General features: G+C 60.8%; 24 protein-coding genes and 1 other RNA gene. 10 read left to right on the top strand and 15 right to left on the bottom strand.

Going from position 1 to position 15815, the window contains the following annotated elements:
* Window positions 1-11 precede the first annotated feature (11 nt).
* The 14 genes from KQI17_RS07915 to KQI17_RS07980 all read right to left on the bottom strand — a co-directional run bounded on the left by KQI17_RS07915 (window position 12) and on the right by KQI17_RS07980 (window position 11080).
* Window positions 12-344 (bottom strand): hypothetical protein, encoded by a 333-nt coding sequence (locus KQI17_RS07915; protein WP_216495639.1) that lies wholly within the window; start codon window positions 342-344, stop codon window positions 12-14.
* On the bottom strand, window positions 341-868 hold the full coding sequence (locus tag KQI17_RS07920; protein WP_216495640.1) for a hypothetical protein: 528 nt from the start codon (window positions 866-868) through the stop codon (window positions 341-343). The genes KQI17_RS07915 and KQI17_RS07920 overlap by 4 nt, the downstream gene beginning before the upstream one ends.
* Before the next feature lie 3 nt (window positions 869-871).
* Window positions 872-1567 carry a hypothetical protein gene (locus tag KQI17_RS07925; protein ID WP_216495641.1) on the bottom strand — a complete coding sequence of 232 codons (696 nt, stop codon included), beginning with the start codon at window positions 1565-1567 and terminating at the stop codon, window positions 872-874.
* On the bottom strand, window positions 1564-1974 hold the full coding sequence (locus tag KQI17_RS07930; RefSeq protein ID WP_216495642.1) for a hypothetical protein: 411 nt from the start codon (window positions 1972-1974) through the stop codon (window positions 1564-1566). Before KQI17_RS07930 ends, KQI17_RS07925 begins: the two co-directional genes overlap by 4 nt.
* Before the next feature lies 1 nt (window position 1975).
* Window positions 1976-3028, bottom strand: a complete 1053-nt coding sequence (locus tag KQI17_RS07935) for a major capsid protein (RefSeq protein WP_216495643.1) — start codon at window positions 3026-3028, stop codon at window positions 1976-1978.
* A 15-nt stretch (window positions 3029-3043) separates the two neighbouring features.
* Window positions 3044-3397, bottom strand: a complete 354-nt coding sequence (locus KQI17_RS07940; RefSeq protein WP_216495644.1) for a hypothetical protein — start codon at window positions 3395-3397, stop codon at window positions 3044-3046.
* 15 nt (window positions 3398-3412) lie between these two features.
* Window positions 3413-4504 carry a head maturation protease, ClpP-related gene (locus KQI17_RS07945; RefSeq protein ID WP_216495645.1) on the bottom strand — a complete coding sequence of 364 codons (1092 nt, stop codon included), beginning with the start codon at window positions 4502-4504 and terminating at the stop codon, window positions 3413-3415.
* Window positions 4505-4517: 13 nt separating this feature from the next.
* Window positions 4518-6104, bottom strand: a complete 1587-nt coding sequence (locus KQI17_RS07950) for a phage portal protein (protein ID WP_216495646.1) — start codon at window positions 6102-6104, stop codon at window positions 4518-4520.
* Between the two features lie 11 nt (window positions 6105-6115).
* Window positions 6116-6331 (bottom strand): DUF6148 family protein, encoded by a 216-nt coding sequence (locus tag KQI17_RS07955; protein ID WP_253285732.1) that lies wholly within the window; start codon window positions 6329-6331, stop codon window positions 6116-6118.
* Window positions 6332-6352: 21 nt separating this feature from the next.
* Complete coding sequence (locus tag KQI17_RS07960; protein WP_253285733.1) at window positions 6353-8188, bottom strand: phage terminase large subunit family protein; 1836 nt, start codon at window positions 8186-8188, stop codon at window positions 6353-6355.
* Window positions 8189-8295: 107 nt separating this feature from the next.
* Window positions 8296-8769, bottom strand: a complete 474-nt coding sequence (locus tag KQI17_RS07965) for a hypothetical protein (protein ID WP_371821975.1) — start codon at window positions 8767-8769, stop codon at window positions 8296-8298.
* Window positions 8770-8798: 29 nt separating this feature from the next.
* Window positions 8799-9029 carry a hypothetical protein gene (locus KQI17_RS07970; protein WP_216495650.1) on the bottom strand — a complete coding sequence of 77 codons (231 nt, stop codon included), beginning with the start codon at window positions 9027-9029 and terminating at the stop codon, window positions 8799-8801.
* Window positions 9029-9790, bottom strand: a complete 762-nt coding sequence (terS, locus tag KQI17_RS07975; RefSeq protein WP_216495651.1) for a phage terminase small subunit — start codon at window positions 9788-9790, stop codon at window positions 9029-9031. Before terS ends, KQI17_RS07970 begins: the two co-directional genes overlap by 1 nt.
* 192 nt (window positions 9791-9982) lie before the next feature.
* A complete protein-coding gene (locus KQI17_RS07980) occupies window positions 9983-11080 on the bottom strand; it encodes a hypothetical protein (RefSeq protein WP_216495652.1) in 1098 nt (365 codons plus the stop codon).
* A 273-nt stretch (window positions 11081-11353) separates the two neighbouring features.
* Between KQI17_RS07980 and KQI17_RS07985 the strand changes: the two genes are divergently transcribed.
* Window positions 11354-11608 carry a helix-turn-helix domain-containing protein gene (locus tag KQI17_RS07985; protein ID WP_216495653.1) on the top strand — a complete coding sequence of 85 codons (255 nt, stop codon included), beginning with the start codon at window positions 11354-11356 and terminating at the stop codon, window positions 11606-11608.
* Between the two features lie 191 nt (window positions 11609-11799).
* On the opposite strand, the gene KQI17_RS07990 is transcribed toward KQI17_RS07985, so the two are convergent.
* Complete coding sequence (locus KQI17_RS07990) at window positions 11800-11979, bottom strand: hypothetical protein (protein ID WP_216495654.1); 180 nt, start codon at window positions 11977-11979, stop codon at window positions 11800-11802.
* Window positions 11980-12071: 92 nt separating this feature from the next.
* Between KQI17_RS07990 and KQI17_RS07995 the strand changes: the two genes are divergently transcribed.
* The 9 genes from KQI17_RS07995 (at window position 12072) to KQI17_RS08035 (ending at window position 15797) form a co-directional block, all read left to right on the top strand.
* Window positions 12072-12377 carry a hypothetical protein gene (locus KQI17_RS07995; protein ID WP_216495655.1) on the top strand — a complete coding sequence of 102 codons (306 nt, stop codon included), beginning with the start codon at window positions 12072-12074 and terminating at the stop codon, window positions 12375-12377.
* Between the two features lie 206 nt (window positions 12378-12583).
* Window positions 12584-12826, top strand: coding sequence for a hypothetical protein (locus tag KQI17_RS08000; protein ID WP_148336986.1), 243 nt, complete (start codon window positions 12584-12586; stop codon window positions 12824-12826).
* A gap of 282 nt (window positions 12827-13108) precedes the next feature.
* The gene (locus KQI17_RS08005; RefSeq protein WP_216495656.1) at window positions 13109-13522 is read left to right on the top strand and encodes a hypothetical protein; all 414 of its coding nucleotides are present in this window, start codon (window positions 13109-13111) and stop codon (window positions 13520-13522) included.
* 93 nt (window positions 13523-13615) lie between these two features.
* Window positions 13616-14533, top strand: coding sequence for a hypothetical protein (locus KQI17_RS13785; protein ID WP_216495657.1), 918 nt, complete (start codon window positions 13616-13618; stop codon window positions 14531-14533).
* A gap of 9 nt (window positions 14534-14542) precedes the next feature.
* An RNA gene (locus tag KQI17_RS08015) (hammerhead ribozyme type II) lies at window positions 14543-14609 on the top strand.
* 23 nt (window positions 14610-14632) lie between these two features.
* Window positions 14633-14851 (top strand): hypothetical protein, encoded by a 219-nt coding sequence (locus tag KQI17_RS08020; protein WP_216495658.1) that lies wholly within the window; start codon window positions 14633-14635, stop codon window positions 14849-14851.
* Window positions 14852-14853: 2 nt separating this feature from the next.
* Window positions 14854-15039, top strand: coding sequence for a hypothetical protein (locus KQI17_RS08025; RefSeq protein ID WP_216495659.1), 186 nt, complete (start codon window positions 14854-14856; stop codon window positions 15037-15039).
* A gap of 93 nt (window positions 15040-15132) precedes the next feature.
* Window positions 15133-15348: a hypothetical protein gene (locus tag KQI17_RS08030; RefSeq protein ID WP_216495660.1), complete on the top strand. Its 216-nt coding sequence runs from the start codon at window positions 15133-15135 to the stop codon at window positions 15346-15348.
* A 5-nt stretch (window positions 15349-15353) separates the two neighbouring features.
* Window positions 15354-15797 carry a hypothetical protein gene (locus KQI17_RS08035; RefSeq protein WP_216495661.1) on the top strand — a complete coding sequence of 148 codons (444 nt, stop codon included), beginning with the start codon at window positions 15354-15356 and terminating at the stop codon, window positions 15795-15797.
* Window positions 15798-15815 lie beyond the last annotated feature (18 nt).

Here is a 15815-nt window from a genome sequence, read left to right on the forward strand (position 1 = left end):
TTTCTTCCTCCTTACAGTTCGGATTTGATCTTGCCGTACAGAATGGCCTCCGCCGTTCCTGCGGTCTCCAGCCGCTTTCTCGTCTCGGCAAAGCGCTCCACGTCCACCACCAGCTCCCCAGCCTCCGGGTGAATGGCGATGAACGCCTCCAGCGCCTCCGGGATGCCGCCGCGAAACACCGTGTACTGCTTGGCAACGCCGCGCACCGTGGGGCCGCAGTAAACCTGCGTCACGCTCGTATTCTCCCGCTCCGTTGGCGTGGCCTCGGTAGCGGTCTCCGCCGCCGGGATGGCCGTCTCATTCACAGCGGCATCCGCCGCCAGCTTATCGTTTTTCTTGCTCATACCAGCTCCTCCATTTCTGTGTCCTGTGTCATGGCCGGTGCGGTGCAGGTCAGCGAACACGCCCCGAAGTAGTACGGGTAGGTGTCGTCCTGCTGCATGGCCCACGCGATGGGTTTCAGCACGGTGAATGCCCCGCCGAAATACGGCTTGGTGCATAACCGCTGTACGATGTCCTCCTTGATGTTGGCAACATCCTGATAACCCTCTCGCTCCTTGCCCTCGTCGTAGGCGCACACGATCAGGCTGAACTCAACCGCCTGCGGCCCGTCGTCGTTCTTGATCTCGCCTCCGGTCATGCGCACAACGATGTACGGGGCCGCCGCCGCGTCCGTGTCCACATCCGCGTCATAGTCCTCCGGCACCGGCAAATCCTGCTTGAAGATTTTCAGCTCCTTGCGGCTCTGCTGGCCGTTGTACTTCTTCCCGGCGAAAAGCTCCTCCAGCGTTTCGATCAGCGCGTCTTGGCAGAGCTGGGGAGTTCGCCCGATGCCTGCGGCCCTCACCGCATCCATATAGTTCTTCATGGCCTACTTCCTCCTCGCCGCTCGCGCCAGCACCCGTTCGGTCTGCTCCATCAGTCGGTCTTGCAGATACTCGGACACCTCCGGCTCCACCATCGGCCAGACGGTAGAGTGCATCGCCGAGGCTGACGGGCTTCCCATCGTCACCAGCTTTTCCACCTTACCATCCTTGTTTCGCCACCTTGGGTGGCCCCGCTCCGTGACCGTGTGGCTGGAACTGGAGCCGATCTGTCGCTGCACCATGCCGATGTGGCCGCTCTTGAACTGCACAAGAAAGCCCTTGCTCATGTTGGCATTGCCTGTCAGCGCCGCCATGGACGAGGCTTTCAGAACACGGGCTTTCACATACTTTGGCGCGTGGTGCAAAACCTCGCGCCCGGTAAAGCGCTCCGTCGGCCTGTGCTGGAAATAACCGAGATCGTTGCGCATCTTTGCGATGTGCAGCTCTGCGCTCAAACTGGTGTTGCTGGCCTTTTTCCGTTGCACAAGGTCTTTTAGGTGCCGCCTGCCCGCCGCGTTCACGGCGTACCGCGCCTTTGCCTTTGCGATCATCAGCTTGCGGGCCTGCCGTGCCGTGGCGTTGATGGCTACCTTGGCCGCCGCCGGGGTCTTTTTCTTCAAATCGCCCAGCGCCGCCGCCACGGTGTCCAGCCCGTCCACTTCGATGGTCAGGTTCCCTGCGTCATAGGTTACTCTGCTCATTGCCGCGTCCTTTCCATGGAAATGCGGTACACGCCCGCCTCCTCCTCGCAGTTGAGGATGGTGTACGACCGCTGCCGGTTCGTCCCTTTGTCCAGAACAAGGTGCTTTCCCACTTTCGGCTTCGGCCCGTAGTCGCTCACGCGGATATACAGCACCGTGTAGGCCGTATACAGTCCCGTATCGAAGTTCTGCTTGGCTCCCGCTTCCCAGTGGGCGCTATGCTCTTTGAGCCGCTGATCGTCCACGATCACCAGTGCATCCTTGCCGTCAACCGTATGCCAGTCTGCGTGTTCGTCCTGCTCAAAGAAAGCCGCGTCGATGTCCGCTGCGGCACAGTCCTTAAAGGTGAGCGGAGGGGCAGTCCCCTCCGCTCCGCTGTATTCCTGCTTCAGCTCGAACAGCGCCATGTCAGCACACGGTCGCCACCAGCCAGCTGTCCACCTTGTCGGGGATGGGCAGCGGGTGCGCCTGCAGCTCCACCATGCGGCGGTCGGGATGATGCTCCACATAGCTGCGCAGGACGCGGCTGGTCTGGGAGGTCACCCACAGGCCGGATGCGTCCTCGATGTAGGTGCAGGCACCGTAGGCCATCATGTAGTTGGGTCTGGAGCTGATCAGGATGATCATGTTGTCGGGGATGAGGGGCTTGGTCTCCGGCGCGTCGGGGTTAGTCCAGTCGTCGTAGTAGACCTCGCCGTAAACGTACACGTCAAGGCTGGGGTCATCCAGATGGCCGATGTACTTCACGCCGTTGGGCAGGTCGCGGGGGGCGATCTCGCCGAGGTTCATGCGGCGGTTGTCCATCATCTTCTGCACATTGGCATCGGCAAAGAACTTTGCCTTGGCCGTTTTGCCCAAGATGAGGGTGTCCACGTTGGCAAAGCCGCCGTGCAGCACCGCATCCGTCCAGTCACCGAGGTTGCCGAGGATGTCGGCCTTGGTGCCGCCCCACTTGTTGTCGCCGGTCAGGGTTTTCTTGTTGGTCAGGCCGAAGTCGATGGTCTCGTTCACGCCCTCTCCCACAATGGGAATGGTGCCGGTCACGATGGCCTGCACCGCCATCCACTCCTCGCGGCGCGTGGTCGCGTCGTTCAGCGTGGCGTACTCCTCCATGAGCTTCTGCGCGGCCCTCTGCGCAGGGGTCATGCCGCTGTACAGATCTTCGCCCGGCAGGCGGGTCATGAGCTGGTCAGCGGTGGTCACGTCGTAGGGGTTGATCAGCGGGGGCTTGTAGCTCTCGGTCTGGTAGCCGTTGGCTTTCAGCACCTTTCCGCCCACGCGGGGATGGACAAAGGCCGCCATGCGGCGGTCGCCTTTCACAAGGTCGATGTCCACGCGCTCGGTAGCGAACGTCTTGACGTTGGTGAAAAAGGTGTCGCGGAAATAGGTGTGTACGGCAGGGGTCTGTCTCACCACCTCCGCCAGATAGCGGGGGGAGTAAATGTTCACTTCGTTAGCCATATTCTTTCTTCCTCCTTACTTCAAGTAGATGCCGAGGTTACGCAGAGGAACCTCCACGTCCGCAGCGGTGGCGTTGGCGGGCAGCACCAGCGCATCGGCGAAGAACTCGCCGGAGAGGTACACAATGCCGTCCTCGCCCGATGCGACATCCTCTGCCAGAATGCCGTACAGGCCCGTGGTGGTCACGGTGTAGGGGGCGCTGCTGCCGCTCACGCTGATGGCGGCCAGCTTGCCGTCGCTGAGAACCACGGGAGCACCGCGCTTCAAGGCGGCGGATGCCTTCTTGACCGCCGTAACGATCTCCGCATTACCCGCGATCAGGTAATCCGGCTGGGTGGAAAAGGTCTTTTTTGCCAAATCCATACTCATGTTCTTTCTCCTCCTTTACTGCTTCTTGCCCATGGACTTGATCGCGTCCATGAACTCGTCCTGCTTGCCCGTACCGCCGCCGGTGCCGCTGTTCTTCACGCCGCCCATGCCGCTCTTGTCAGCGTCGCTCTTTGCGGCATTGAGCCACGCGCCGCCGCTCTCCTTGGCAGCTTTCATCATGGCCACAGCGTACTCGCTGGCGCTCACCGGCTTTGTGAACTTGGCCTCATTCGTCAGCGCCTCGCTGCCGGACAGGGCCATGTCCTCGATGTCGTGGATACGCTGGCGCTCGTCGCTCGTCGCTTTGTTCGCCGCCGCCTCCTCGATTTCATTGACCAGTGCGGGATAGGCCCCGCGCAGGTCGTCCACGGTCTTGATCTCGTTTGCCATGTTCGTTACCTCCTTATGGCATTTGTTATTTACAGAGCAGGAGGCGGGAGCTGCCTTGCTGCTTTGTACAAAGTTGGGTGCCTTGTCGAAAGGCAGGTGTGTGTTGACGCTGTTGACGAACAGCAGCCCGTCCCGGTTTTCGATCACCGTTCCGTCCGCCTCGTCCGTCAACTCGTCGATAAAGCCGTTTTCCTTTGCCTGTGCCGCCGTCCACCAGCTTGTCTCGTCCATCCATCCGGCCACCTCGTCCTTATCTCTGCCTGTCTTTTTCACATACAGGCCCACGATGCTTTCCCGGATGGCGTTCATCGCCTCGATGTACTTCTGCAATTCCTCGGCGTTGTAGTAGCCGTAAGCGCCCATGCGCACCGGATGCACCATGTAGGTGCTGTCGTTGGCGGCGATCACCTTGCCACAGTGGCAGGCGACGATGGTTGCCGCGCTGGCGCACAGGCCGTCGATCTTCGCCGTCACCGTCGCCGGATGCTGTTCAAGCTGGTTGCCGATGGCCTGCGCCGCGAACACGTCGCCGCCGCCGCTATTGATGCGCACCGTGATCTCGTCCAGCGCTCCCAGACCGGCCAGCTCCTCCGCAAACTGCTTCGGGGTCACCTCGTCGCCCCACCAGCTCGTCTGCGAAATGTCGCCGTAAAGCAGCAACTCCACCTTGTTTCCTGCCTGATTGCAGAATTTCCAGAATTTCTTGTTTTCGGGCATTTCTGTTTTCCTCCTATTCTCCCGCCGTCTGCGCTTTTCCGATCTCGTCCACCTCGCGCTTTCGCTTGGCCTCCGTCACGCGCAGTTTGATGTTGCGGTTGTAGTCCCCGCCGGTCATTTGCGCCGTCTCCTCCTGCGCCGTGCTGAAACCGGCATCCACCCGCTTGATGGCGGCATCCACCTCCTGTACGGGGTTCAGGTTTGTCCGTGCCGGGCCGTTCCACGCGCATGCCGTGTACGCCTTGCGCCGCGCCGGATCGGTGAAAAAGCCCGGCGCGTGGATGCGCCCACGGGCGACCGCCTCTGCAAACCACTCCTCATAGACCGGCTGGCAGAAATCGTCCGTGAACCAGTCCCGCTGCATACTGCAGGTGCGCCAGAACTCGTTGAGTGCGCCGCGAGCTGCCGAATAGCTGGTGGTGAACTGCTTCATCATCACCTCCGGCGGTATCTCCAGTCCCGCGCCGATCAGGCGGATGGTTGCGTTGGTAAACTCGTCGTACCCGGTGTTCGGGTGCTTCGGGTCTGCAAACTGCACCTCCTCGCCGGGGTTCAGGTCAATGATGGCCCCCGGCCCCAGCTCGATACTGCTCTGGTCGGCGCTGTCGATCAGCTCCTCCGCCGGTATCATTTCTCCGAACGGCCTGCCGTCCGACGGGTTTTGTGACTTCACAAATACCGTGAACATGGCGCTGATCACCGCCGCCGTGATCTCCGCGTCCGTATAGCGGCCAAGCTGTTTCAGGCTCTCCAGCACAGGGGCCAGCAGGGGAACGCCCCGCCGCTGGCCGATGCGCTCGCGGCTCATGATGTGCAGCACGTTCCGCCGCCCGGTTGTATCGCCGTAGGCTTCCACTCTTTGCCACGTCAGCCCCGCCGCGTCCACGGCGCTGTTGCTGCCCAGCGGATGCCGGTTGCATATCCAGTAGGCTGTCACCATACCGTCCGCGTCTGTCTCCACGCCCTGTACGATGCTCTGCACCTCGCAGCCCTGCACGGTACATGGCATCAGCCGGTCAAAACCGTCTGGGCTGCATACCCGGTCTGCCTCGATCAGCCGCACACGCAGGTCATACGGCACTCCCGCCTGATGCTTCATTGGCAGCAGGGCGATGGTGTCGCCGTTCATCAGGTAACTCAAAAAGGCGAGCTGCTGGAGCTGATAGAAGTTGTCCATCCGCTCCGCGTCGCATACCGGCGTGTCCGCCCACAGGGCGAACTCCCGCACGATCTGCGCTTGCAGCTTCTCCGCCGCCGCCTCGTCCAGCCCCAGATAGTCGCTGTCGAGCTGCGGTGCTGGCATCAACCCGCCTGCTACAACATTCGTCCGCATGGTTTTCAGCGCCGCCGTGGCCGTTGGGATGCCCATGTAAGCGTCTCGGCTCCGCTGCCGCAGAATGTCGATGTTGTCCTCGATGTCCTCCTTGGCGCTGCCGCCGTGGTACATCCATCCCCTCATGCTCTTTTTCGTCAGGTTGGCTCCGTAGTTGCCGTACCCGCTGTTGATCACGCTCAGCGCGGCTCTCGCCGCCGCCCGCTTCGCCGCGTGGACGGGAGCCACGGTCATGATTGCCCGGTCAAGGATGTTCGGTTTCATCATGCGCTCCCTCCTCATACGTCGCGGGCCACGGCACGATAGGCGCGGTTTCGTCCGCCGTGCTTATCCTCTGCCTCTGCCTCGGCCAGCTTTCCGGCCCAGTATTCCATTTCCTCGCGCACCCGCTTCAAGTCAGCTCGCGTCAGCATACGGCTGCCGATCTGATAGCTCTGGCCGGTGGCGATGGCCTCCTCCGCCGCCAGCCATGTGTTCAGTTTCTTTTGACACATTTCTTTCGTAAAGATTGCCAATTAAATCCCTCCCCGCCTCCGGCGGCCCGCCGGACGTTTTCTGATAGGTTTTGCGATCTCGCCCTCCTGCAAAATGGGGTTAGCGATCTCCAGCGCCGCCGTAGCGTAGTTGCGCAGGTCAAGCGGCTCGTTGCGCTTGTGCTTGCTGTCTTTCAGCTCCCACGCCACAACACTTCTGCCCTTGCGCCAGCGCACCACCATTTTCTCGGCTGTCAGGCCGATAAAATACTGCTCGTCATAGCCCGCTTCCTCATTGAGCGGAAAGTGGCAGTAGTTCGGCCCCTTGGTCTCATGCCGCAGTCGTTGATACAGCAGGGCCTTTCCCGCGTCCACGCCGATGATGAACAGCGGCGTTTTCACGCGGTTGTTAGTGGTTGGGTTTCGGATATACGGCACATCCGCGCCGCCCTTGCCCTTGATCGACCATATCTTTCGCTCCCACCGTTCCGCCGTGAAGCGGTATACCTGATCTGTGTGGTGGCCGCCGGTGTCGATGCAGGCGCTCATGATGTGCAGCACCGTCCCGTCTTTTTTCTTGAAGCCGCCCAGCAGAAAATTGTCGAGGTCTTGCCATACCTGCTCTTTCAGCATATCGCCGTATATCTTCTGGTAGCGGATGCCCCAGCTCTCCTTGCCGATGCCCCAGCCGACCACCTCCACCTCGAAGCGGTCGTCCTGCACGTCCACACCGGCTGTCAGAACCAGCACTCCCTCCGGCACGTCCGCATCGTACAGCTCCCGCCGGTTCAGCAGCGCGGCATCCTCCACCTGCTCGCCCTGCTCCTCCCACGTTTCGCCCAGCTCCGTGTTCACCCAGACTTTCATGCCCTCCGGGTTTCCCTGATCAAGCTGTTCCTTTGCCACAAGGAATTTCTGCACGATCTCTTTCCATGAGCAGAACGTTGAGGCCAGCGTATTCAGGTGAAAGCCCCGCGCCTCCGCGCCGGGGTTCTCCGGCACAAAGCGACCGCGCTTGCTTGCCTGCTTCCACTGGTATTCTCCGTTCACTACACCGCAGCGCTCGCACTTATACAGCACCTCGCCCTGCGGGTCGTCCTTGTCAAATACCACGTTGGCCCACACGAGGGGTTGATACTCCCCGCACTCCGGGCATGGCACGTTCCATTCCTCCCGCGTGGACTGGTTGAACTCCGTTTCGATGCGGCTCTGGCCCTTAATGACCGGCGTGGAGACGATCACCGTCTTTTTGTCCCAAAAGGTCGTCTGTCGCTTCTGGGCCAAGGATAGCGGGTCGCCCTCCGTTCCGGCGCTGGCCGGATAGCGGTCAACCTCGTCCGCCAGCAACACCTTGATGGGACGGCTGGCAAGGCCCGTTGCGCTGTTCGCGCCCACGATGGTGATGTGGCCACCGGGGAAATTCTTCTTCATGATGGTGTTGCCGGAATAGCGGCTTTTCACGTCGATCTTGTCCCGCAGCTCCGGCGTGTCCCGTATCATGGGCGCGAGCCTGTCTTTGGAAAAGGTCTGTCCCATGTCCAGCGTCGGTTGCATCACGAGGATGGGAGCCGGGGCGTAGTCCATGTAGTAGCCCAGCGGATTGAGGATGAAAGCGTCGGTCTTGCCGATCTGCGCCGCGCTCATGATCACCACCTTGCGGATGTGCGGGTCGCCGATTGCGTCCATGATCTCCCGCTGGTATGGTGCCTTGTCCGTGTGCCAGCGCCCCGGCTCCGCGCTGCTCTCCGCCGACAGCACCCGGTATCGGTCTGCCCACTCCGAAAGCGTCAAAGCCGGGGGCGGTTTCAGCACCGCCGCGCACCGTGCCAACAGCTCCAGCGTCGGCTTTGGCAGATCAATGATCTTTCGCTTTTTCATCGCTCTGCTTCCCCTGCGGCCAGTAGCGCTCATATTCTTTTCTCACGCAGCGAGGGAACATACACAGCACCTTGTCCTCACTGGTCTGCACCCGCCACACGCACCCGCTACATGGGTGTTTCTTTTTCTGCTTCTCCATCGTCCTCACCGTCCTCCGCCGCAAAGGCCACCCGGTAATCGCTCATTTCCTCCAGAATTTCCTCGATGGCCCCTTTCAGCTCGTCGAAGATACCCGTCTGATCTCCGCCCATGGTGGACAGGGTGGGAGAGAGCTTGGCGGGCAGCGCCAGAAAGCGGCTGCGGATGTTCAGGAACATGGACTGGATGCCCCGCTCGATGTCCGCCGTGCGGTGTACCTCGCCCCGCCGCAGGTCGTTTTCCATTTCCGCCGCCTCACGCTTTGCCCGCGTCAGCATCATGCGCTCGTTTGTCAGCGTTTCCTTGCCCGCGCCGCCGATGTAGGTGATGTACCGTGCCACTGTCGGCTGTAACTCGTAAAGCCCCGGTCGGGCCTCCACAATCACGCCCTCGTCCCGAAGCTGGCGCACCCGCCGCTCCGTCAGGCATAACCACTGGGCCACTACTTTGCTTGTGTAGAGTGTCATTTCATCTACCGCCCTTCCCCCAGACGAACTGCTGTGAAGATTGCCACAATCGCCGTGACCAGCATACCCAGCATTTCCAACTGCGTGACTGCCAGAAAGCAGCACACCGCTGTCCATCCAGCTATGACCACCGCCGTCGGCACAATCCCCCACGGATGTGGAACCGCCAGCGCCCCACCCAGCAAAGCCGCAGCCAGCAACACACCGCCCAGCAGGATTGTTAAAATGCTTTCCATTATGCCATCTCCTCTGCGTCCTCTCCATCCGTTTCCGGGTCTGGTACATCCACCGCGCCGGTGGCTCTCATACGCAGCAGCTCCAGCTTTTCCCGCTCCAGCGTCATGCGCTTTTCGCTCTCCTCCAGCGCCCGCAGACTGTCCGCAATCTTGGCGATGCGGCCCTGCACCTTGTATAGCGCCTCCTGCAATTTCAGCACACGGCTGAACGCGCTGTCCTTGCTGTACATTCCCATGCTCTGTAAGGCACCGTCCTGCTTGTCCTTGCCGCGTCCGCCCGGCACTCTCATGTCCATCAGGCTGTTGATGTACAGGCTGTCCTCCGGGGCTGCCTCATACTCCGCGATTTTGGCGAGTATCTTATGCTCCCGGAATTTCAGGATTTGCATTTCATGCTCCAACGCGGCGCGGCTTCCCAGCGGTGTTCGCTGTACGATCTCCCGCTCTGCGTCCGAGAGCATATCAAAAAAGACGGCGCTGTACGCTCCGTCCTTTTCTGCGTTCTTATTTCCCGCCGGTGCGCCCGCATGGCTTCCGGCAGCGTTTTTCTTTCCCACGCTGTTGCGGTTTCCCGGTTGACCGCCCCGCCGCTTCTTTGGCAGAGCTTCATCCCACTTGTCCGCTGCTTTCCAATTCCGCAGGGTTTGATAGCTCACCCCCTGCTCCTGCGCCAGCTCCCGCAGGCTTACTTCCTCGCCCGCCGCCTTGCGGGCGATGTATGCAGCCTTGGCGGTGTCGCGCGACTTGCTCCGCTTCGGCATTTCACACCTCCAAATAGCTGTGCGCCCCGCTCGGCCTACGGAAATACCCCGCGTAGGAACGCAGGGCTTCGACCGGCGCAGGACGCACCAATGGCAAAGCCCGCAGCGTTTCCGCCACGGGCTTTATTCCACGGTATGATATTATCACGAAAAACCTGCGGAAGTTGCTAATCCCGAAAAATTTTTCGATGGTTAGGAAACGCAGTTATACGATGCCATTCCCATGGTCACCGTCAACAATGTGTTATCGTGGTTTTTGTCGTTCAAAACCTGTATCTGTACCATGTAGTCCCCGTACCCGCTGGCCGTCAGCAGCTCTTGCAGGCTATCCGAGGCTTGCATGGTTGTGTATACGATTTTATCCCATGCCTCTTTCGCGTCCTTGTCACCGGTCTGCGCGAGCATAGCCGTCTGTGCCAAGCCCTCCTGCCACACGTTCACGGTGTAAACATACCCATCTTTGCTGATGGTGCAGTCGTCGCCAAAGCCGGAAAGCGCAGTCTTTAGTTTCTCTCGCAGCTCCTCCTCGCTGATCTTCTCAACGATCTCCGCAACATGGGATGTGTATTCCATCGACGCGGCGATATAGCTGTAGTCTCCGTCCTTTTCCACCAGCGCACCACGCATGGCCTCGCCGGACGCACCCACGATCTCCTGCACCTGCTGGCTCTGCTCCGCCGGGAACATGGCCACGCCAAAGCGGTATTGCCCCGTCAGCATCTCTCCGTCCTTTGTGAATGGCGCGGTCTGCGCTTTGCCGTCCTGTACCGTGATGGTCTGCGTCTCCACATAGTCCTCGCGCCCGCCCGCCAGTTCGTCATTGTAGGAAAGTTCTGCGCTCAATTTCGTTCCGTCCGGTAAGCTGGTCTGCACGGTAAATACTGGTTTCCCATCCTCACCGCCCACGGCAATATCCATAGTCACATCAATATGCCGGATACCCGTATAGGCGTAATACTCAATGGCGATCTTTGTATCCGGCTTCCATGTGTTGGCGCTGTTCCAGCTTGTGTTCGAGCCGATCTTCACCGAGATAACGCTGTCAGCAAGAAATTCCGTTGCCGTTTCCTGCGGCTTTTCCTGAATGTTGGTGAAGCCCGCTTCTGCCAGTTGGCTTTTGACGACCTCCAACTCCATCCCCTTGCACTTTCCGCTTTCAAATGGTGCGCTGATCTTGTCGCCTGTGTCCCCGCCGCCGCATCCGGCCAGCAACAAGCACAGCGCAACGACCGCCGCCGTCGCCGCCAGTCGCCGCAGGCTCCACCTCCGCCTGTCTTTTTCCCTTGTCATTTTCTTTCATCCTTTCTCCGTTTTTTATGGTTTGAGCTTGTTTAAGCTGGTTTGAGCCGGTCGCTCGTCCCGGCCAGCTTACGCCTATTCAAAAAAACAACTCTGCTGCGATACAGTCTGCCGCCTCACATTTGTGTGTCGCGCCCGTGTCCGTGTTTCGGCACATTGTAAATCTTTTCTACTTTTTTCTCTGCTTTCTCATATTTTGTAAATCTTTATTACAAGATTATCCGTAAAAAATGGTATTGTCAAGCAGAACAGGAGGGACGGCTTATGAAAATATATGATTACTCCGGGCGGGCCAATATCTCCGGCGACCGAATACATCAGGCGCGAACTGCCCAACGCCTATCCCAAGATGTCCTTGCCGCCAAGATGCAGGTCTATGGTGTCGGTCTGGGGCGAGAGGCAATCAGCCGCATTGAGACCGGCGACCGTTTCGTTACCGATTATGAGCTTGCCATCTTCGCCCGCGTTCTCGGTGTTTCCCTCGTATGGCTCACCGGCGATCTGGAACAGAAAGAATAATAGCGGAGCTGCCAACAGACTGTAGGCAGTTTCGCTTTTCTATTTCCCGTCGCGGCAGCGCCGTCCCGCTCTCCCTCTGACCATTTTCGTGATGCCACGAAAATGATACCCGCCGCCAGACGCTTCATCGCCGCCGACCTCGCCGCAGCCCGTAGCTTCTCGCGCATACGCGAGCGCCCGCCCGTTCCATATTACAGCCGCCCGCCGTTCTCGCCATCAGCCGCCGCATAGGCGGCTTCTTTTTTGCCCAAAACCGCCCCGTTTTCTTCCTCTGTCGCATTTTTGACCCCGCCAACTTTTCCCGCCCCGGCTCCCCGGAAGCGATTTTTCGACCCCTTACCTAAAAAAATTTTGGGCTTCCGAACCCGCAAAGGACGACCGCCGCGCCGCCAGTACCTCGCGCGGGCGCGTTTAGAATTTCGCGCGGGCCTGCGCGTCGTGGTATCTTCGCGGGCGCGGGCGTTTGGTATCTCCTGCGGCCTGCTGGCCTGTGGGGCTGGTGGATGGCTGGCCGCTCTGGCGGCGGATGGCTCGTATGCTGCGCCTGCGGGCCTGCGCGTTTGGTATCTCCTGCGCGGGCCTGCGCGTTTGGTATCTCCTGCGCCTGCCCGTCTGGCGGCGCTGGCGGATGGCTGGCCGTCCTGCTGACTGCTGGAGCTGGCCGCCGTCCTGCCGACCGTCTGCCCAGCGTACCGACACACCGACCGCCGCCCCCATCGGAGCCGCCCACCCTGACCGCCTGCCGCCGGTGGATGATCTGCCGCCGTGACCGTCTGCCGATCTGCCGCCGGGCAGGCCGGAGCCGCCGCCGAGGGTATTTACCGCGCCCGGTATCGTCCCCGGATAAGCTAAGCTAATATGCCCCCTATAGTCCCCCAACCACAGCGATTTGCACAGAAAACGCCGCAGATTTTTGTGCAAAAAAGCTTCCCCACGTCCCCCCTAAAGGGGGACTGGGGAACGAAAACAGCCCTATTGACGGCGCAAAAATCCGCCGCTATCATGCAGGGCAAGCGGACGGCCACAGCGACCGCCGCCCAGCGAACCGCCGACCACGGCGACCAGAAAGGGGAGGTGAACATGACCACGCCGAACACAGGCGAATTGCTTGTACAGCAAGCGCAGGAGGCCGAACGGCTCCGGCTCTTGATACTCGCTGACGAGTGCAAGACCATCGAGGAGTTCCGCGAAAAGCTCCGCGAGCGGCTGAACAAGTAAAACGCCGGGCCACCCCAGCAAGGCACGGCCCGGCGTTCTTCCCCCGGCACGGGCGGCGAGTTCGCCGCCGCCCGGCCACGGCTAAAGCATAGCACACCCGCCCGCAGAACGCAAGCCCAGCAGGGCAGGCCGAAAAAATTTCCCCCTACGGGGGAACACCCCAGCCCCGAAAAAAATTTCAAAAAAACGCTTGACAAAATACACGGTGCCGTGTTACATTCGAGCCACAGCAAACAACACGACACCGTGTACAGGCCGCCAAGGCCGGAAAGGAAAAACGCCATGACTAACAACGAGATCATTTTTGAGAACGTCCGCGCCAGCTTCACCCCCGCCCAGCTCGCCGAGCTGGTGCAAGCCACCTACACCGCCGAGCAGATCGCCGCCCGCCGTGCCAACGTCACGATCACCGTTGACGAGGGCAGCGCCGCCACCGCCGAGGACATCTTCACCGCCATGCTGGCCGCCGATCAGTTCCACACGTTCGCCGAGTGGAAGCGCATGGGCTACAGCGTGAAAAAGGGTGCAAAGTCCGCCATCACCTGCCAGCTCTGGAAGTACACCGACAAGCCCGGCAAGGCCGCCCGCGAGGCCGCCGAGGCCGCCGGAAAAGACGCGCCGGAGACCGACCCGCATTTCTACATGGCAAAGGCCCATTTGTTCCACGCCTTGCAGGTGGAGAAGTCCAAGCATTGACCCGGCGCAAGCGGATACTTTAGCAGGGCTGCACCGCACAAAGCAACCCAGCCCCAGAAGCAAAACCCAAAACAAAATCAGGAGGAACACAAGATGAAATTCACAGGACGCTACACCGCCGCCACCGCCAAGGCCCTGAAAGGCTCCCCGCGCCTCGTCTGCCAAGTCACCGAGGACGGCACGATCTACGTATGCAACGGCTTTCTTCTCTGCACCATGAACCCGCCGGAGTACGCCGCCACCGTGCAGGGCTTCACCTGCTGCGAGCCGGGCAACTGGACGCTTGACAAGGACGGCAAGCACGAGGACGACGCGCACAAGCTCGATCTCGTCAGACTGTACGCCGACACGCTGAAAACCAACGCCGACGCGCAGCCCCTCCAGCGCTCCCCGCTGACCGTGCAGACCCCCAAGGCCGCCGCCGTCTGCTACTACAACGCCGCCGCCGATTTTGCCGCGATCTACGACACAAAATTCATCGCCGCGCTGCACCCCGCCGCCCAGCTCCGCACCACGTCCGCGATCTCCGCCGCCGTCGCCTATTGCGACGATGAACCGTTTGCCGTGGTCATGCCCATTAAGGCCGAACCCGAAACCGTTCGCGCCGTCCGGGCCTTTTTCACCGAGGCCGCCGAGGACAACACCAAAACCGGCGAGGCCGACAAGCTCCGCACCGAGCTGGCCCAGTCTCAGGAAGAAGCCGCCACCCTGCGCGGCGATCTGTACCGCGCCGCCAACGAGATCGACGAGCTGAAAAACAAGCTGGCCGAGCTGCACGAAACCAAGACGGAGCAGCCCGCCGCCGAGGCCGTCGAACCCAAGACCGCCGCCGAGATCATCGCGGCCCGCTGGGCAGAGGTGGACGGCCTGACGGCCACCATCAAGGGCGCAACCACCGCCGCGCCGGTTGTCTGGCTGGCCGGAGACACAAAGCCCCACGAAAAAGAGATCGAAGCCGCCGGGGGCAAGTGGAGCGGCAAGAAGAACGCCTATTATTTCCGCGTCGCATAACAAAACCCAAGCCGAAACGGCCCGCCGGGGCCGTCCGCCGGGAATGGCCGCCCGGTGCTGATGATGGCAGGCCGAACACAAAAACGAGGAGGCAACAAAATGGAGATCATCAAGCAATACCGCGACGGGGACGAGCGTCATGACATCGTTTGCCTTGCAGGTGAAACGCTGTTTGAAAACTGGTATTCCGTGCTGGAGGATAGCTGCTGCCTGCGCCACCCCAGCAGCACCGCCGGATATTTTCACAGTCTCGACGAGGCCGAGACCGCGATGCACAAGCACCGCCCCGCCGCCGTCGAGATTAGCGAGGAGGCTTGACCATGTACGCGCTGGAATACAAGCAGCTTTACATCCCCCGCGAGGCGCTGACCAAAAACCGCTGTTTTCAGGGCTACCGCTGGAAGCAGTACGCCGTATGCGAGGAACGGGAGCCGCTGGAGCAGATCAAAGCCACGAAGAAAAGGCCGGAGGAGTGGCGTGTCGTCCCGCTGGGCGATAGCGTCTGACCCCCCGCCGCCGGACACCTTGGACGGGCCGCACCGAACAAAGCGACCCGACCCCACGCACAAAACCAAATCACAAATCAGGAGGTACACAAAATGGCATGGCTTTACATCCCCGCCGAGACAGGCGAACGCATCGAAACCATCTGCAATCAGCACTACAACCCCGGACGCGGCGCGTGTGACTGCCCGCTCTGGCCCGCCTGCAGCTACTCGAACGATCTCACAAAATCCAGCGCGGAGAACACCCGCATTTTTGAGCAGGGCATGGCCGCCGCTCTGTCCGCCCTCGACAACGAAAACAGGAGGTAAACAACATGGCATCCATCGAACGCAAGATCAACGGCACCTTTGCCCCCGTCCCCGGCGGCTACGCCCAGCAGATCAACGAGCAGACAACGCTTTTTGTCCCGGACTTCTCCGCCGCCCGCTACGACCCCAAAACCGGCGAGCTGTTCGGCTACGCCCCGGACTACGCCGCATTAGAGGCAGAAAAGGCCCCCGCCGTTCAGGCCGACAAGCCCGGCGAATATGTCTACTGCTACGAAATGCAGCAGGCCCCCACGGGCTGTGACTTTGCCGCCGATCTTTCCTACTACGGCAAGCATTATTTTCTCCGCCCGCTCCGTGACGATCTGCCCCAGCTCCACGGGCGCGGTATCAGCTACGACGAGGAGCGCAACACCTACACCGTCACCACCCGCGCCTATGACAAGCTCAAAGAGCAATACCGCATCCGCTACGAAACCTGTCTCGACTGACCACAAAACCGGATACCT

Origin of the sequence: Oscillibacter sp. MSJ-31 (genome assembly GCF_018918025.1) — a bacterium.
GTDB lineage: Bacteria > Bacillota > Clostridia > Oscillospirales > Oscillospiraceae > Hominicoprocola.

Coding starts and splice junctions, on each gene's coding strand:
- KQI17_RS07960 (WP_253285733.1), bottom strand. CDS start 8,188: ATGAAAAAGCGAAAGATCATTGATCTGCCAAAGCCGACGCTGGAGCTG.
- KQI17_RS07955 (WP_253285732.1), bottom strand. CDS start 6,331: ATGTGTCAAAAGAAACTGAACACATGGCTGGCGGCGGAGGAGGCCATC.
- KQI17_RS07985 (WP_216495653.1), top strand. CDS start 11,354: ATGAAAATATATGATTACTCCGGGCGGGCCAATATCTCCGGCGACCGA.
- KQI17_RS07935 (WP_216495643.1), bottom strand. CDS start 3,028: ATGGCTAACGAAGTGAACATTTACTCCCCCCGCTATCTGGCGGAGGTG.
- KQI17_RS07945 (WP_216495645.1), bottom strand. CDS start 4,504: ATGCCCGAAAACAAGAAATTCTGGAAATTCTGCAATCAGGCAGGAAAC.
- terS (WP_216495651.1), bottom strand. CDS start 9,790: ATGCCGAAGCGGAGCAAGTCGCGCGACACCGCCAAGGCTGCATACATC.
- KQI17_RS13785 (WP_216495657.1), top strand. CDS start 13,616: ATGAAATTCACAGGACGCTACACCGCCGCCACCGCCAAGGCCCTGAAA.
- KQI17_RS07950 (WP_216495646.1), bottom strand. CDS start 6,104: ATGATGAAACCGAACATCCTTGACCGGGCAATCATGACCGTGGCTCCC.
- KQI17_RS08025 (WP_216495659.1), top strand. CDS start 14,854: ATGTACGCGCTGGAATACAAGCAGCTTTACATCCCCCGCGAGGCGCTG.
- KQI17_RS07915 (WP_216495639.1), bottom strand. CDS start 344: ATGAGCAAGAAAAACGATAAGCTGGCGGCGGATGCCGCTGTGAATGAG.
- KQI17_RS07940 (WP_216495644.1), bottom strand. CDS start 3,397: ATGAGTATGGATTTGGCAAAAAAGACCTTTTCCACCCAGCCGGATTAC.
- KQI17_RS07920 (WP_216495640.1), bottom strand. CDS start 868: ATGAAGAACTATATGGATGCGGTGAGGGCCGCAGGCATCGGGCGAACT.
- KQI17_RS08005 (WP_216495656.1), top strand. CDS start 13,109: ATGACTAACAACGAGATCATTTTTGAGAACGTCCGCGCCAGCTTCACC.
- KQI17_RS08020 (WP_216495658.1), top strand. CDS start 14,633: ATGGAGATCATCAAGCAATACCGCGACGGGGACGAGCGTCATGACATC.
- KQI17_RS08030 (WP_216495660.1), top strand. CDS start 15,133: ATGGCATGGCTTTACATCCCCGCCGAGACAGGCGAACGCATCGAAACC.
- KQI17_RS07980 (WP_216495652.1), bottom strand. CDS start 11,080: ATGACAAGGGAAAAAGACAGGCGGAGGTGGAGCCTGCGGCGACTGGCG.
- KQI17_RS08035 (WP_216495661.1), top strand. CDS start 15,354: ATGGCATCCATCGAACGCAAGATCAACGGCACCTTTGCCCCCGTCCCC.
- KQI17_RS07930 (WP_216495642.1), bottom strand. CDS start 1,974: ATGGCGCTGTTCGAGCTGAAGCAGGAATACAGCGGAGCGGAGGGGACT.
- KQI17_RS07970 (WP_216495650.1), bottom strand. CDS start 9,029: ATGGAAAGCATTTTAACAATCCTGCTGGGCGGTGTGTTGCTGGCTGCG.
- KQI17_RS07925 (WP_216495641.1), bottom strand. CDS start 1,567: ATGAGCAGAGTAACCTATGACGCAGGGAACCTGACCATCGAAGTGGAC.